This is a genomic window from Methylotuvimicrobium sp. KM2, assembly GCF_038051925.1.
Classification (GTDB): Bacteria; Pseudomonadota; Gammaproteobacteria; order Methylococcales; family Methylomonadaceae; genus Methylotuvimicrobium.
In genome coordinates this window covers 114570-132240 of record NZ_CP150634.1, presented here as the reverse complement: position 1 = coordinate 132240, position 17671 = coordinate 114570, and the positions used below count along the sequence as shown (strand labels likewise).

Here is a 17671-nt window from a genome sequence, read left to right as displayed (position 1 = left end):
CTATTAGCTTTATTGACTAGCCCATCCAATTACAAACCTAACTGTGAGGGTACGCTACGCGTACCTAATGGATGCCATCCTTTTGCAAAACCTTAAGACAAAAAAAAGCCCGTGTTGAATGATCAACACGGGCTTTTGGGATAAGCGCCTGGCAATTCCCTACTTTCACATGGCAAAGTGCCACACTATCATCGGCGCTAAGCGGTTTCACTTCCGAGTTCGGGATGGGATCGGGTGGGACACGCTCGCTATGGTCACCAGGCAAACCGGTTACAGCAGGTTCAAGGTTTCAGCGGCCAGGTTAAAGGCTATTTATTTTCTTTAACCCTAATCCGGCTTAGCTATCGAGCCTACTCAAAACTCTTTACTTCAGGTGTTTTCGATTTTATCGGGGTTTTCGGTCTGGGCTGCTTAGCCTTAGCTTTGCTCCTTTAACCTTGAACCTTTTATCGTTCACCTGTTTTTTTGGAAATCTGTACACGCTTTTCGTTCTCTCGCTTTAGCGATTGTCGGCTGTTGGATAACACCGTCGGTGCAAACCGATTGGGTGTTATATGGTCAAGCCTCACGGGCAATTAGTATCAGTTAGCTTCATACATTACTGCACTTCCACACCTGACCTATCAACCTGATCGTCTCTCAGGGCCCTTCAGGGGACTCACGGTCCCAGTGAGATCTCATCTTGGGAGAGGCTTCCCGCTTAGATGCTTTCAGCGGTTATCCCGTCCGATCATAGCTACCCGGCAATGCCACTGGCGTGACAACCGGAACACCAGAGGATCGTCCACTCCGGTCCTCTCGTACTAGGAGCAGCTTCCCTCAAATCTCAAACGCCCACGGCAGATAGGGACCGAACTGTCTCACGACGTTCTGAACCCAGCTCGCGTACCACTTTAAATGGCGAACAGCCATACCCTTAGGACCTGCTTCAGCCCTAGGATGTGATGAGCCGACATCGAGGTGCCAAACACCGCCGTCGATATGAACTCTTGGGCGGTATCAGCCTGTTATCCCCGGAGTACCTTTTATCCGTTGAGCGATGGCCCTTCCATTCAGAACCACCGGATCACTAAGACCTACTTTCGTACCTGCTCGACTTGTCCGTCTCGCAGTCAAGCGTGCTTTTGCCTTTACACTCATCGCATGATTTCCGACCATGCTGAGCACACCTTCGTGCTCCTCCGTTACTCTTTGGGAGGAGACCGCCCCAGTCAAACTACCCACCAGACACTGTCCCCAATCCGGATTACGGACCTAGGTTAGAACTTCAAACATACCAGGGTGGTATTTCAAGGTCGGCTCCACACCAACTGGCGTTGATGCTTCACAGCCTCCCACCTATCCTACACAAATAGGTTCAAAGTCCAGTGTCAAGCTATAGTAAAGGTTCACGGGGTCTTTCCGTCTAGCCGCGGGTACACTGCATCTTCACAGCGATTTCAATTTCACTGAGTCTCGGGTGGAGACAGTGTGGCCATCGTTACGCCATTCGTGCAGGTCGGAACTTACCCGACAAGGAATTTCGCTACCTTAGGACCGTTATAGTTACGGCCGCCGTTTACCGGGGCTTCGATCAAGAGCTTCCCCCTCACCTAGATTATCTATGCTGTCTCGTATCCGCTCTTTTAAGCTATGATACGCTTTACCACTACGCTTTAGTCGACCTTCTCGCCTCTTCGCCGCCTGCTCTGTCAAGTAGGCTTCATAATAAGAAACTATCCAGTCTTGTGCTTTTTTAGTCGATTTGTTTTCGCCTTGCTGATGTTGCCACAGACGCATTTTTAAATCTTCTGTCGAACCCAGATAAAATTCATCTTCCGTCCGACTGTACAGTACATAAACGTAATACATGGTTCTAAATAATCTAGGTGAGGGGTAACCCCATCAATTAACCTTCCGGCACCGGGCAGGCGTCACACCCTATACGTCCTCTTTCGAGTTTGCAGAGTGCTATGTTTTTGCTAAACAGTCGCAGCCACCAGTTTAATGCTACCCTCTTCAGCTCCATCCGCAAGGGACTTCACCTAACAAGGGCGTACCTTCTCCCGAAGTTACGGTACCATTTTGCCTAGTTCCTTCACCCGAGTTCTCTCAAGCGCCTTAGAATTCTCATCCCACCCACCTGTGTCGGTTTAGGGTACGGCCGCAGATAACCTGATGCTTAGAGGTTTTTCTTGGAAGCAGGGCATCAATCACTTCGTCTCCCTATAGGGAAACTCGTCGTTACGTCTCAGGATTGATCCTCCGGATTTGCCTAAAGGATCTCCCTACGCGCTTAAACTGTCACTTCCAACCGACAGCTGACCTAGCCTTCTCCGTCACCCCATCGCAGTTACCTCCGGTACAGGAATATTAACCTGTTTTCCATCGACTACGCCTTTCGGCCTCGCCTTAGGTGCCGACTAACCCTGCGTCGATTAGCGTTGCGCAGGAAACCTTGGGTTTTCGGCGTGGGGGTTTTTCACCCCCATTATCGTTACTCATGTCAGCATTCGCACTTCTGATACCTCCAGCCGACTTCTCAATCGACCTTCGCAGGCGTACAGAACGCTCCTCTACCACCTTACTTACGTAAGATCCGTAGCTTCGGTACTATGCTTAGCCCCGGTGAATCTTCCGCGCAAGCCGACTCGACCAGTGAGCTATTACGCTTTCTTTAAAGGATGGCTGCTTCTAAGCCAACCTCCTGGCTGTCTGGGCCTTCTCACATCGTTTCCCACTGAGCATAGATTTGGGGACCTTAGCTGACGGTCTGGGCTGTTTCCCTTTTCACGACGGACCTTATCACCCGCCGTGTGTCTCCCGTGCTCGCACTTGTTGGTATTCGGAGTTTGCATCGGGTTGGTAAGTCGAGATGACCCCCTAGCCGAAACAGTGCTCTACCCCCAACAGTGATACACGAGGCGCTACCTAAATAGCTTTCGAGGAGAACCAGCTATCTCCGGGCTTGATTAGCCTTTCACTCCGATCCACAACTCATCCGAATCCTTTTCAACGGATCCCGGTTCGGTCCTCCAGTTGGTATTACCCAACCTTCAACCTGGTCATGGATAGATCGCCCGGTTTCGGGTCTAATCCCAGCGACTATGACGCCCTATTCAGACTCGCTTTCGCTACGCCTCCCCTATCCGGTTAAGCTTGCCACTGAGATTAAGTCGCTGACCCATTATACAAAAGGTACGCAGTCACCCATCCGAAGACAGGCTCCTACTGCTTGTACGCATACGGTTTCAGGTTCTATTTCACTCCGATCTCCTCGGTTCTTTTCGCCTTTCCCTCACGGTACTGGTTCACTATCGGTCGATAAGGAGTATTTAGCCTTGGAGGATGGTCCCCCCATATTCAGACAAGGTTTCACGTGCCCCGTCCTACTCGTTTTCACACCCAGCAAATTTTCGTATACGCGGCTATCACGCTGTATCGCCAGACTTTCCAGACTGTTCTACTAATTTGCTCAATGCTTAAGGGCTGCTCCCCGTTCGCTCGCCGCTACTAAGGGAATCTCGGTTGATTTCTTTTCCTCCGGGTACTTAGATGTTTCAGTTCCCCGGGTTCGCTTCCTACACCTATGTATTCAATGCAGGATGACCAGGTTATCCTGGCCGGGTTGCCCCATTCGGAAATCCGCGGATCAAAGTTAGTTTGCAAACTCCCCGCGGCTTATCGCATGCTACTACGTCCTTCGTCGCCTCTTATCGCCTAGGCATCCACCGTATGCGCTTATTCACTTGACCATATAACCCCAATAAGTCTAACGTTATACAGATCAGCTGACATTTTCGCTTTCTGCTTGAGAACTCATTCAGTTCACTTTCGGTTCCGCCAATTTTAATCGCTCCCCTTGCCTTTCGACGCGGGCGCTTCTAAACTCGACTTCTCCGTCTGTGCACATGAACTTGTTATTTGTATCTTCTTAGTTTAAATTGCTTTAAACGCTGAATTTACAGTGTACAGATTTCCAAATTGTTAAAGAGCTATTACTGACGTTGTTGTTTCGTCACCAATGCTATACAGTCTTTTCGGGTGTTCGCCGTTAAAACTGTATAGCATTGGTGGAGCCAGGGAGGATCGAACTCCCGACCTCCTGCGTGCAAGGCAGGCGCTCTCCCAGCTGAGCTATGGCCCCTTGGGGGGTTCGTGCATTCCGCTTGCTCGGCGGCTTGACGGCCGGTCCTTCCAGCTTCCAGGCTTTCGCCGCGTTGGTGGGCCTGGGAGGATTTGAACCTCCGACCTCACCCTTATCAGGGGTGCGCTCTAACCAACTGAGCTACAGGCCCAGGCTCGTGACGTCTTCGATCAAAATAATTTGTTGTGGACACTCATGACGACCGCTTGCGTCTTTGTAAGGAGGTGATCCAGCCCCAGGTTCCCCTAGGGCTACCTTGTTACGACTTCACCCCAGTCATGAATCACAAAGTGGTAAGCGCCCTCCCGAAGGTTAAACTACCTACTTCTTTTGCAACCCACTCCCATGGTGTGACGGGCGGTGTGTACAAGGCCCGGGAACGTATTCACCGCGACATTCTGATTCGCGATTACTAGCGATTCCGACTTCATGCAGTCGAGTTGCAGACTGCAATCCGGACTAGGACCGGCTTTCTGGGATTTGCTTACTCTCGCAAGTTCGCTGCCCTCTGTACCGGCCATTGTAGCACGTGTGTAGCCCTACCCATAAGGGCCATGATGACTTGACGTCGTCCCCACCTTCCTCCGGTTTATCACCGGCAGTCTCCCTAGAGTTCCCAGCTTGACCTGTTGGCAACTAAGGATAAGGGTTGCGCTCGTTACGGGACTTAACCCAACATCTCACGACACGAGCTGACGACAGCCATGCAGCACCTGTCTCAGAGCTCCCGAAGGCACTCTACGATCTCTCACAGATTCTCTGGATGTCAAGGGTAGGTAAGGTTCTTCGCGTTGCATCGAATTAAACCACATGCTCCACCGCTTGTGCGGGCCCCCGTCAATTCATTTGAGTTTTAACCTTGCGGCCGTACTCCCCAGGCGGTCAACTTAATGCGTTAGCTGCACCACTAAGTTCATTAATAAACCCAACGGCTAGTTGACATCGTTTACGGCGTGGACTACCAGGGTATCTAATCCTGTTTGCTACCCACGCTTTCGTACCTCAGCGTCAGTTTGAGTCCAGAGAGCCGCCTTCGCCACTGGTGTTCCTTCCGATCTCTACGCATTTCACCGCTACACCGGAAATTCCACTCTCCTCTACTCAACTCTAGTTACCCAGTATCAAATGCAGTTCCCAGGTTAAGCCCGGGGCTTTCACATCTGACTTAAATAACCGCCTACGCACGCTTTACGCCCAGTAATTCCGATTAACGCTCGCACCCTCCGTATTACCGCGGCTGCTGGCACGGAGTTAGCCGGTGCTTCTTCTATAGGTAATGTCAAGGCATCGGGTATTATCCAATGCTTTTTCCTCCCTATTGAAAGTGCTTTACAACCCTCAGGCCTTCTTCACACACGCGGTATTGCTGGATCAGGGTTGCCCCCATTGTCCAATATTCCCCACTGCTGCCTCCCGTAGGAGTCTGGGCCGTGTCTCAGTCCCAGTGTGGCTGATCGTCCTCTCAGACCAGCTATGGATCGTCGCCTTGGTAGGCCTTTACCCTACCAACTAGCTAATCCAACGCAGGCTCATCTGATAGCGCGAGGTCCGAAGATCCCCCGCTTTCCCCCTCAGGGCGTATGCGGTATTAGCTTGAGTTTCCCCAAGTTGTCCCCCACTACCAGGCAGATTCCTACGCGTTACTCACCCGTCCGCCACTCGTCGGCTCCCGAAGGACCGTTACCGTTCGACTTGCATGTGTTAAGCATACCGCCAGCGTTCAATCTGAGCCATGATCAAACTCTTCAGTTCAATACAGTTTGTGACTAAATTAGATCAGTCACCAATCTTGTCTCGACTGCAGAATTAAACGACAATTACTTGAATTAACGTGTTGTTCTTGCGTCGATTAACTTTTACCGCTAAGCTAGTCGCCACAAGCACCCACACAAATTATTTTGATCAACTTGTTAAAGAGCCAGGAGCTTTACCCCTGTTGAGCCCGCCCATTATACAGAGCTGAAACTCGATGTCAAACTTTATTTTCAATCTCTCTTCCCGTCGTTCCGCTGTTTCGCGGCGGGAAAGACGAGCATTATACAGTCCTACTTCCACATGTCAACAGTTTTTCTTCCCCTTTTTCATTTTGTCGATTTATTTTATACGCCCATATTGGTCTCGCCATTGAACTGCATGTCGTATAGCCTAGCATAGAGCCCATTCTTTGCTAGCAATTCCTTGTGGCAACCCTGTTCTGCTATTTGACCATTATCCATTACAAGAATTACATCGGCATTCTCTATAGTAGACAAACGGTGGGCCACTACTATTGTGGACCTATTTGAAAGAATGTTCTGCAAGGCCTTTTGAATATACCGCTCTGATTCGGTATCGAGAGCAGAAGTGGCTTCATCTAGGATTAAAACCGGGGCATTTTTCAATAAAGCTCTCGCTAATGCTAATCGCTGTTTTTGTCCTCCAGACAACTTAACGCCATTTTCTCCGATTTCGGTTTGCAAACCCTGCGGCATTTTTTGGATGAATTTCATCGCATAGGCATCTTTTGCCGCTTGCTCCACGCTTTCCAAAGACACCCCTTGCAAAGCTCCATAGGCAATATTATTCGCTACCGTATCGTTAAACAATGTGACTTGTTGGGTCACTACTGCAATTTGTCGCCTTAAGTTTTCCAACTTATAAGCGGTTATGTCTACACCATCAAGAAGGATTTGACCCGACGAATATTCATAAAATCTCGGCAATAAATTAATCAGCGTACTCTTGCCTCCACCCGAGGCGCCAACTAAAGCTACAGTCTGCCCTGGCTCAACCGTAAAACTAATTCCTTTTAATGCCTCGCTCTCTGCTCCTTGGTATCTAAATCGTACATTTTTAAATTCAATTCTACCCTTACAATGCTTTGGCTCATATTCTCCAGAATCATTCTCGACCGGCTCATCTAATATGGCAAACAAGGACTCGGCCGCCACCACTCCTTTTTGTATTTTTGAATTAGCATCACTCAGCTGTCTAATGGGTCGCGGCAAAAGAAAAGCAGCTGTTAAAAACGCAACAAATTCACCGGCAGTCGCCTCTTGCATTAAAGTCAAAGACAAATACATTAAACCAGCCAAGGCAATAGAAATAATTAATTGCAGCAATGGTCCATGTAACGCTGATGTTGCCGCAAGTTTTAATGATTGCCGACGATGAAATTGACTACTATTTTTAAATCTATTTTTTTCATATTCTTCGCCCCCATAACTCCTGACAATTCGATGCCCACTGACCAACTCAGACGTTATGTGCGTCAAATTACCTATCGAATTTTGAATATCTTTACTCAATGAGCGTAATCTTTTACTCACATATTTAACAAGCCACACAATAAATGGTGTGACTGATAAAAATGCCAGTGTCAACAACCAGTTCATATAAAACAAGTACAGCACCAGACCAAGCGCAGTCAATCCTTCCTTAATTACAATTTGCACCGAGTCTGTCGTTGCCTGCGTTACCTCTCCAACATTATGCGTGATCCTAGACATCATGTGTCCGCTGTTGTTTGAGTCGAAATAATTTGTAGGCAAACCCGTATAATGATTGAATATTTCACACCTCAATGCATGAACGATACTTGTAGACACTTTGGCAATGAAATAATTACCAAGATAAGATCCGGTTCCTCTTAATAATATCAAGCCGATAAAGAGCAAGGGCATTAAACCGACATCTTCTCTCGAACCGCTTTGTAACGAATCGATGATATGTTTTAAGATTGCCGCAAATAAAGGTTGTGTCGCCGCATATATCAAGAAACCGATTATGCTGAAAAAAAACCAGCTTTTATAGGGGCGAACATAACTCAGTAATCTTTTATAAACTAGATAACCGGTTTTTGTTCTGTTCTGTTTTTTTGACTTAAAAATTTTCATGATCCCACAGCCTAATTCGTAACGAAACGAACCAACCGCTTAACTGATTGATTTATATTTATCACAGTTCACTTTTTTATCTGAAAGCAGACTCAAGGTTTTGTTTTTTCGCAATTTCGCTCCAAAGTTGGCTCTTCCGGATTTCTCGTGGTAATTTGAAAATTAGCGACAAAGCAAATTCTTAGCCCAGCTTTAACAAGTGCAGTGCCTACCACCTATGCTATTGAAATATAATAATTAAAAATCATGCCAAATTTAACTTTGTAGTGCCATAAAATTAATTATTGCATATTATTCAATAACCTATTGACGCGCAATGTTAAGGCTGGGTTAGCAAATAAGCTACATTGAATATCAGTCACATAAGTGAGAATCTTCTTTTCTTATTTGGTGTCGACACGCTGTTACCACGGCAAGTACGGAAGAGTCCAAAAATTGACATCTTCCCAACTTACTCCCTTTTGATCGTAAAACCGTCTAAGAATAAAAGGTATGAGATGTGCCTTTACCTTTCGCACTTCAAATTTCGGCAGCGCCTAACGAAGTACCGGGTTTCTCGGCCCCTCACCTAACGCTAGGTGAGGGCCTGGCATAGAGCCTATATGGATATATTTATGGCGTGCGTCTTTTGACGCGCGCCCCGGGGCCGAATTTTGATCTACGATGAGTATGGGTAATTTAGGTGTTGGATGAATTCATACGAACTTGCGGCAACTTAAATACCATGGATAAGTGATTGCAGATTTTGCATGAAGGAACTATAAACACTATCCCGATAAACATCAGACACTTAAACCTCAATAACCCAATAACTCAGAAGAGGGCCGCGCAAACAAATCTATTGAAAAATTTTTTATTGTAAATTGTAAACAAGACTCAACGTGACGGGCACCGCTCCGGTGATGCTCTGCAAATTAACGATTTCGCGTAACTTTTCAATACCCGCCTGCAGACCGAACCATTCGGTATTCATGATAATCGGCTCGACAGTTGTCACCGAGACTTGAGCATTAGTTAACTTAATAATTCTTAAATTAGCATCCATTGAACGCTCAACACCGTGCAATTTAAGATTCGCGGTTACGGGCAGGTCCATCATTTGTCCGGCCTTTAACGAATTCAACTTAGTCTTATCAAATTTCAGCTCAACTAAAGCTTCCGGAAAACGATCAATTTGAAATAAAAATTCCTTCATGCGTTCATTTCTGATCTGCACACCGGTTTCGACACTATTTAACTGAATAACAAGTCTCGCCACACCTTCATCGCTTAACGATCCAGACATTTCATTGAACGTATGCTTCTCGGTAACACTTGCATTTTTGGTAGTGAGAAAACTTAATGACGATAATTTTTGATTTAATACCCAATCGGCAAACGCCGTTGGCGCAAACAATACCAACACAATTAATGCTAATTTTTTCATTTTCAACCTCGATTTAAAACCCAAACAATGCAAAAAACACGCGACTATCTTATACGCCAATAATTCAACCCAAACTTATTTGTAGACGCTCAGTAAAAATTGGCATGATTTTTAACTCTTATGACCCAACTTCTTAAACTCTAAGCACCAAATTTTTTAAGACTGGGCCTAGTGACATGAAAAACCTTTTAGTTGTCATTATTCACACCCCCTATCGTTCCCACGCTCCAGCGTGGGATGCAGCCCGAGACGCTCAAGCGTCTCATACCGCTGGAGCGGTACTCAGGCATTCCCACGCCGGGCATGGGAACGGGAATGGCCGCGGGACTGAATACTCACTTTTTGTTTACTCATTATCAACCAAATTTTGGCGCTTAAGTTTGATCAAAGGTATAGCAACATTCACGATAAAAATTTTTGCTCACCTAAACTCTATCTATTCATCTACCGTTTGATAAGCGGCGACTCGGCTTCGCCCTATAGGCAACCAACTGGATATATTTGTTAACCCTTTCATAACCGGCGCAGCCCCACCCATTGCAACTGCATCGACCAAACAATACCAAGCAGCCACTCCGCTCGGTGGATTTCCTTGTGGAAGCCCCAATACTGGATCAATGGAAGCCCACGTCCAAGTTCCGGCAGCCGTCCCAATTAACTCCAACCAGGTTGTAATAAAAAATGCCGCCAGATACACCAGCGGTGAACGTCCTTTAAATAAATAACCTAAAAATACGCAAAATAACAGTGCACCTACCGAGTCACCCTGCACAGCCAGACCACTGATACCCCAAACCGACCAAAGCCCACAAACCACGACGACGAATAGCGCAATCATTCGTGCATACCGCATAAAGAATCCGGAACGCGCCAATGCAACGGCGGTCAAGTAAACCATACCATGACCCGGAGGAACATAAGCAGGCACATTTTCAAAACGATAGGTATATCCTCCCATATAAGGGGACGCAAAATGCTCGCCGACTGTCGCAAAAGCTACGGCAATAATAACTTGCATCCTTACTTCACTAGACTCGCCCAATAACAAACCTATGAGAAAAACCCATCCGCAAACGCCCAATGCATTTTGTTTTTCTATGGTAGCGTTAGCATCTACGACCAAACAAACAGCCACACAAAAAAATGTAAATCCTGCAATAAAATAGTCGCGCGGTCTATGCTCGTAAGCAATACCCGGCTCCGGAAAATGTCTTAACATCAAACTTCCTCTTTGAACACATATTTAAACAAAAGCAGCAATCCGCGTTAATTCCCCGCGAATACCCAGGAAATCGCCGCATATCGAACTAATTTTCCAGTAAAAATGAATACTATAGATGAATACAAAGATAATTTTAACCACCCTCCGGCAAAACAAAAACCATCTCCGATAACCGGTAACCAGGAAAATAAAAGCGCCCATCGCCCCCATTTTCTAACCCACATTATCGCTTTTTGTTTTTTAGTGTCTAACAATGAATCGAGAGGATATTTCTTTGCCGCTATATATCCTAAAAACCAAGTAGTCAAAGCACCTAAAGTATTGCCGATAGTCGCAATTCCGACTAATAGTATCACTTGGTCCTGATGTTCCGACACCATCAGAGCCAGCACGGCTTCAGAACCGCCTGGAGCAATCGTCGACGATATAAAGGCACTAAAAAATAAACCCGCCAAACCTAGAAAATCTTCCGGCATTTACTTAACCCACAAAAAAGCCCCTGAAACCCAAAGGTTACAGGGGCTTGACCCATTTTTTACATTTATTTCTCAGGCAATACTTTATTTTTTCCTGAAAAAACGGACTGTAGCACTTTGGAAAAAAGTCTGTATATAAAACCTAATATATTTCCGATTAATTCAAATACATAAGAGACACCTTCGGAAAAACTCATCCCTTTGAATTTTTTTGCTAATAAAGGCGAGATCAACAAACCAATCGCCAAACCGATTACCATAACCCCGGAAAACCATGAGCTACTCTCTTGCGAAGCGGTGTTGCTCGATGTTGCCCCTGAAGCGTCTTGGGACTGAATCGGATTATCAAGAATTGGAGAAACTTCGTAACTATCCTGAATCACATAGGGGGTCACGCCCGGGATACTCGGCAAATCGCCGGCGCCCTTACCTACCTTCAATTGCGCCTTCATCCCTTTCTCCATGTGCTGGGCAATATCGCAGTGTACTAAATAGGTCTTATCTCCAGGCGGTAAAATTAATGTACCCGATATTTTTCCTGGACCGGTTACCTCCAAATGAAACATGCCTTTCGGATACAAATATTTAGGTAGACCATGCATCATCCATTGATGTCGAACATTGTCATCGTTAATGAAATTAACCGTCAATTTGGTACAGGGTTCGAACTGAAACTCCTGGGTATCGAATGCAAACATTCGCCCCGGAAATTTTTCGGCATATTGATGCCCTGCGCGAACTGTAATTTCTTTAGTTGCAGCAATCTTATCGCAACCACCAGGCAAGGTATCCGTATTTTGCCCCATTACCATTCCGCCGCCCATGTCCATCAGATGGCCGCCACCGTGATCCATCATATTGTTGTGCTCTTCATACTCCTTTGCCTGAAGCACCGTTGATGCCAACATAAAACTTGTAGCAACAATTGAGAAAAATCCAAACCTCATATTTTCACCTTAACTTTAAAATTCGTCTTCTTTAACAACTTTCGTCGACATTCTTAATTGAGCTGAGCGTTTAGGATTTAGTGACAAATAACATCCTAGAACCATGAGCTTTGTAGCGGCCTCTGTTACTGTCTTGACAAGATAATGCACCTGCCGCCGACACCCGTCAATCAAACAACCGAACCAACCTACCCTATTTTAAAAATAGAGTAGACTACCTTTCGCACTTCAAATTTCGGCATTGCCTAAGGATGCGCCGGGTGTGCTCGGTTCCTCACGTAACGCTAGACGAGGGACCAGCATGGGGCTGGCTACAGCCTTCATGGACGATTCACCCAGCACCTAAATTCCATAGCCCATTGGCCATGGTTAATTGTCTTGGATAATATTGGGGCTGGGTTTACGATGTCCTTGAGCACCCCTATGCCGAATTTTCATCTACGACGGATATATTTACGACCAAGTCTTTAGGTCATTCGTTTGAGTTATTCCACTCATTCAAAAACTGCGGTTTTCTTCTGCCCTTTTCCGAACCGTTGCTCTGCCTATACAGCAGTCACAAGCATTTTTTAGATCGGTAAAACGCTCCTATCATTTCCGTAACCGGGCAAATAGCTAATTGAAATAATTTTTGAAAACAAAACTTATGAAATACTGCACCTCTGGCATATCCAGGCATAGCCCATTTACACATATGTACTAAGCCTGGTATGCGAGAAGATATAATTGGCGACTTTCGATCGTATCTGCCGCCATACTATAAATCTCAGACTTCTTTGATTTTTCCTAACAACTCGTCGACTTTTTTCTTAAATCCGGCATGCGATAGGTAGAGGATATAAAGACCCGCGAATACAAAAAAGGCATATAGCGCCATCAAACCTGTACTAGTCTCTTGTCCTTTACCCGCGACAAAACCCATGTGTACATCCAGCCTTTCGCCTTCGTCCGGAACCAGTGTGATATGAATCAGATAATTTCCAACTTCGGGAACCCCTTTATCCAAAGTTAAAGTGACTGTCCCGGATTTATGTTTTTGCGCAGGCATATGAAAAACACGAGTGCCTTCAGGTTCTTTTGTCACTTCAAACTCAACAGACATCTTTCTGTATCGTGGATCTTGATAATCGAAAACCAATTGAGTCAAAGTGTTAGTGTTAGGAATATTTGCACAAAACTCTTCGGCTGGGAAAGCTGATGGTTGATAAGCCGTATAATGAACCCAGTGCCCAGGCTCCAATTCAAACTTACATTGATCGGTATCGGTACCAGCCGCACCGCCATGAGCCCAAACTGAAGCGGAAAAAACCAAGCCCATAAGCGCTAGGAGACTATTTCTTACGATGTTCTTTCTGTTCATAATACCTTCCAGTTTTGTCGGTTAATTATAATTTTTATAATTGCTTGTTGCTCTTTTAAAAGATTAAAACCAGCGATAAACCAAAGTTTCGAATAAGCAAAAAACTGCATTAATTTTTTATTATCACTGATGCACTTATGAACTCTAACATATCACCCAATACAAATAAAGCCACTCCCCTCTAAGTCAATAACCGATTCAAGTTGAAGCATGTCCGTCGAGAAGCGCTATAAACCCATCCACTATGGCTTGGCGGCTTTAACCATCTGTCGACATCTCTCCGAATATACAGCACAGCTTTTTGCTTATTAGTCTTTATTTCGTTCAGATATTGTAATGCTACAACAAGATTTCTTTGCTACTACACCACCCAATCCATCACAAAACAATACCCTTTGGATTTAGACGCGGGGTAAATTGCCCCCAAAAGGCACATAGTAATATAATGCTTATTTTAATTTGTATCAGCAATTAGCCGTGTTTTCGTTGACTTTTGCAAACCTGACCGACTCATACAGGAAACTAATCACATGCCATCTTTGACCCGGACCCCCACCTGGAAATCCTTAGTTAGTCATTGCGCCGCCCTTCAAAACTTCGACCTTAGAGAAGCGTTTGATCTAAACCCTCGTCGTTTTGAACAATTCTCACTTCATTTCAACGACATTCTATTCGACTACTCGAAAAACTTAATCACAGAAGACACACGTTCATTGTTGGTCGATTTGGCAACTGATTCGGCACTTAGTTCAAAAATCGAAGCCATGTTTACCGGCGAAAAAATCAACCATACCGAACAAAGAGCTGTTTTGCATACCGCATTACGCAACAGAAGCAACCACCCGGTCATGGTTGACGGCGTCGATGTAATGCCAAGCATCAATCAGGTTTTGGCCAAAATGCGCGTCTTTACGGATAAGGTAAGAAGAGAACAATGGCTAGGACACACTGGAAAACCCGTTAAGGACATTGTCAATATCGGCATAGGCGGCTCGAACCTTGGCCCAAAGATGGTTGCTACTGCGCTAACCCCTTATGCTTCCGATAAATTAAATGTTCATTTTGTTTCAAACGTCGATCAAACAGATCTAGTTGAAAAACTCAAATCGCTCAACGCCGAAACGACTCTGTTTATCGTTGCATCAAAAATGTTCAATACTCAGGAAACCATGACTAATGCGCACTCCGCAAGAAACTGGTTGCTCGGGCAAATTAATGACGAAAAAGCCATTGAAAAGCATTTTGTCGCGATTTCCACACACCCTGAAAATGTCATCGAATTTGGCATTAATCCGGAAAATATGTTCGAATTTTGGGACTGGGTTGGCGGACGCTATTCATTATGGTCAGCAATTGGCTTATCCATTGCTTTACAGGTAGGTATGGATAATTTCGAACAATTGCTGCAAGGCGCACACGAAGCCGATTTACATTTTCGACATACGCCATTCGAACGCAATATTCCAGTCATCATGGGTTTACTAGGCATTTGGTATAATAATTTTTATGGCGCAGAATCCCATGCGATATTGCCCTACGACCAATCACTGCGCTATTTTTGCGAATTCCTACAACAAAGCGACATGGAAAGTAACGGTAAGAGCATCGACAGAGAGGGCCAATCGGTCGACTATAGTACCGGACCGATCATCTGGGGCCAGCCGGGAACGAATGGACAGCATGCGTTTTACCAATTGATCCATCAAGGCACTAAACTCATACCCTGTGATTTCCTGGCTCCGGCTAACTCACATTATCACCTACCGAAACATCATGATATTTTAATTTCAAACTTTCTTGCCCAACCGGAAGCTTTGATGCATGGCAGAAGTGCCGAAGAAGTCATTGCTGAACTACCCGAACAAGATAGAAATAACGACATATTAGTCGCATCTAAAGTCTTTGTGGGTAACAAGCCGTCTAATTCTTTTCTTTTCGATAAGCTTACACCTAAAACATTAGGCTCTTTAATCGCGTTCTACGAGCATAAAATCTTCGTGCAAGGCGCTATTTGGAATATCAACTCTTTCGACCAAATGGGCGTTGAACTGGGCAAAGTACTGGCTAAAGTCATTTTACCCGAACTGCTAAATGACGAAACCATCAGCAGTCATGACTGCTCCACGAATGGCCTAATTAATGCGTATAAAAAATTACGTAAAACAGACAATTGATCAGTACCAAACTAACGACGCGCCCGAAAGAAGTCTTTAAGCATTTCGGAACACTCATCTTTTAAAACACCGCATCGCCATGCGACTCGATGATTTAAAATTGGCGATTCGGACAGATTGATTGCACTGCATACTGCGCCACGCTTAGGATCTTCGGCAGCAAACACCAGGCGTTCGATTCTGGCGTGAACGATCGCCCCCATACACATCACACAAGGCTCAAGCGTAACGTAGAGCGTCGTACCTGTCAGTCGATAGTTTTTCAATATATTGCCGGCCTCACGAATCGCAAGCATTTCCGCGTGCGCAGAAGGGTCGTGACTCGCAATTGGTCGATTCCACCCTTCGGCAATGCATACGCCATCTTTGACGATAACCGCGCCAACCGGCACCTCACCCATGCCCTCGGCACGTTGCGCCAATCTAAAGGCATGCCGCATCCACGCTTCGTCGTTATGATTATCGGCTATTCCCACTCAATCGTAGCCGGCGGCTTGCCGGAAATATCGTAAGTCACCCGAGAAATACCCGAGACTTCGTTAATAATCCGACGCGAAACCAAATCCAAAAAATCATAAGGTAAATGCGCCCAACGCGCCGTCATGAAATCGATGGTTTCAACCGCGCGCAAGGCAATCACATAATCGTAACGCCGCCCGTCGCCCATCACGCCGACCGATTTGACCGGCAAGAACACCGCAAATGCCTGACTGACCTTCTCATATAATTGATGACGATATAATTCTTCGATAAATATCGCATCGGCTTGTCGTAACAAATCGGCATAGTCTTTTTTGACTTCACCTAAAATCCGCACACCCAAGCCAGGCCCTGGAAAGGGATGACGAAATACCATTTCGTAAGGCAAGCCAAGCTCCAAACCAAGCTTTCTAACCTCATCCTTGAACAATTCACGCAAGGGCTCCAGCAACTTAAGCGTCATATTTTCCGGCAACCCACCGACGTTATGGTGAGACTTGATTAAATGAGCCTTACCACTTTTCGCGCCGGCCGACTCGATCACATCCGGATAAATCGTGCCTTGCGCCAACCATTTCGCATCGGCCAGTTTAGCTGCTTCCTCATCGAAGATCTCGACGAACAAGTTACCGATAATTTTTCGCTTCCGCTCCGGGTCCGCCACTCCTTGCAAAGCCTCAAGGTAACGTTGCTCGGCATCGACCCTGATTACCCGGACGCCCATGTGTTCGGCAAATGTAGCCATGACCTGATCGCCTTCGTGCAAGCGCAACAAACCGGTATCGACGAACACACAAGTCAATTGATCGCCGATTGCCTCATGCAACAAGGCCGCCACGACCGACGAATCCACGCCACCCGAAAGCCCTAGAATCACTCGATCCGAGCCGACTTTACGGCGAACCGCATGAACACTGTCTTCGATGATATTATCGGCCGTCCACAGCGCCTCGCAACCGCAAATATCGAGCACAAAACGCGATAGTATTCTTGAACCCTGCCGGGTATGCGTCACTTCCGGATGAAATTGCAAACCATAAAACAACTTGTCTTCATGCGCGATACCGGCAATAGGCGCGCCATCGGAACTGGCAATACGGATAAAACCTTCCGGCAGTTCGACAACTCTATCGCCATGACTCATCCAAACATCCAACAAACCGAAGCCTTCCGGCGATGTATGATCCTCAATACCTTTCAATAACTTAGAGTGTGCATGCGCGCGAATTTGCGCATAACCGAATTCACGATGACTGGACGACTCGACTTTACCTCCTAATTGCTCGGTCATGGTCTGCATGCCGTAGCAAATGCCCAATACCGGAACACCCAATTCAAAAACCCGTTGAGGCGCACGCGGCGTATCATCGCTAGTGACCGTTTCCGGCCCACCCGACAATATAATGCCATTCGGTGCAAATCGAATAATGTCGTCGACCCCGCAATCACAAGAAAGTATTTCGCAATACACACCGATTTCTCGTATTCTTCGGGCGATCAATTGGGTGTATTGGGACCCAAAATCCAAAATCAGGATTTTATAGAGATGAATGTTGGTCGATGCTTGTTGACTCACGTTGACACT

General features: G+C 46.0%; 9 protein-coding genes, 2 tRNA genes and 3 rRNA genes. 1 reads left to right on the top strand and 13 read right to left on the bottom strand.

Annotation, left to right across the window (positions count from 1 at the left end):
• Positions 1-146: 146 nt before the first annotated feature.
• The 11 genes from rrf to WJM45_RS00530 all read right to left on the bottom strand — a co-directional run bounded on the left by rrf (position 147) and on the right by WJM45_RS00530 (position 13432).
• A 5S ribosomal RNA gene (gene rrf, locus WJM45_RS00580) occupies positions 147-262 on the bottom strand.
• A 292-nt stretch (positions 263-554) separates the two neighbouring features.
• A 23S ribosomal RNA gene (locus tag WJM45_RS00575) occupies positions 555-3734 on the bottom strand.
• 316 nt (positions 3735-4050) lie between these two features.
• Positions 4051-4126 (bottom strand) — tRNA-Ala (locus WJM45_RS00570).
• Between the two features lie 74 nt (positions 4127-4200).
• Positions 4201-4277 (bottom strand) — tRNA-Ile (locus WJM45_RS00565).
• 66 nt (positions 4278-4343) lie between these two features.
• A 16S ribosomal RNA gene (locus tag WJM45_RS00560) occupies positions 4344-5878 on the bottom strand.
• Together the 16S, 23S and 5S rRNA genes with 2 tRNA genes alongside form the textbook arrangement of a ribosomal RNA operon.
• 347 nt (positions 5879-6225) lie before the next feature.
• Complete coding sequence (msbA, locus tag WJM45_RS00555; RefSeq protein ID WP_341327067.1) at positions 6226-8001, bottom strand: lipid A export permease/ATP-binding protein MsbA; 1776 nt, start codon at positions 7999-8001, stop codon at positions 6226-6228.
• Between the two features lie 853 nt (positions 8002-8854).
• Positions 8855-9427, bottom strand: a complete 573-nt coding sequence (locus WJM45_RS00550; RefSeq protein WP_341327066.1) for a YceI family protein — start codon at positions 9425-9427, stop codon at positions 8855-8857.
• Between the two features lie 436 nt (positions 9428-9863).
• Positions 9864-10646, bottom strand: a complete 783-nt coding sequence (locus WJM45_RS00545) for a hypothetical protein (protein ID WP_341327065.1) — start codon at positions 10644-10646, stop codon at positions 9864-9866.
• A gap of 47 nt (positions 10647-10693) precedes the next feature.
• Complete coding sequence (locus tag WJM45_RS00540) at positions 10694-11125, bottom strand: YqaA family protein (protein ID WP_341327064.1); 432 nt, start codon at positions 11123-11125, stop codon at positions 10694-10696.
• A gap of 65 nt (positions 11126-11190) precedes the next feature.
• Complete coding sequence (locus tag WJM45_RS00535; protein ID WP_341327063.1) at positions 11191-12072, bottom strand: copper oxidase; 882 nt, start codon at positions 12070-12072, stop codon at positions 11191-11193.
• A 766-nt stretch (positions 12073-12838) separates the two neighbouring features.
• Complete coding sequence (locus WJM45_RS00530) at positions 12839-13432, bottom strand: hypothetical protein (protein WP_341327062.1); 594 nt, start codon at positions 13430-13432, stop codon at positions 12839-12841.
• Positions 13433-13962: 530 nt separating this feature from the next.
• Here WJM45_RS00530 and pgi point away from each other — a divergent pair.
• Positions 13963-15606: a glucose-6-phosphate isomerase gene (pgi, locus tag WJM45_RS00525; RefSeq protein ID WP_341327061.1), complete on the top strand. Its 1644-nt coding sequence runs from the start codon at positions 13963-13965 to the stop codon at positions 15604-15606.
• A gap of 11 nt (positions 15607-15617) precedes the next feature.
• Here pgi and tadA read toward each other — a convergent pair whose 3' ends face one another.
• On the bottom strand, positions 15618-16082 hold the full coding sequence (gene tadA, locus WJM45_RS00520; protein ID WP_341327060.1) for a tRNA adenosine(34) deaminase TadA: 465 nt from the start codon (positions 16080-16082) through the stop codon (positions 15618-15620).
• Positions 16073-17662, bottom strand: a complete 1590-nt coding sequence (guaA, locus tag WJM45_RS00515; RefSeq protein ID WP_341327059.1) for a glutamine-hydrolyzing GMP synthase — start codon at positions 17660-17662, stop codon at positions 16073-16075. Before guaA ends, tadA begins: the two co-directional genes overlap by 10 nt.
• Positions 17663-17671 lie beyond the last annotated feature (9 nt).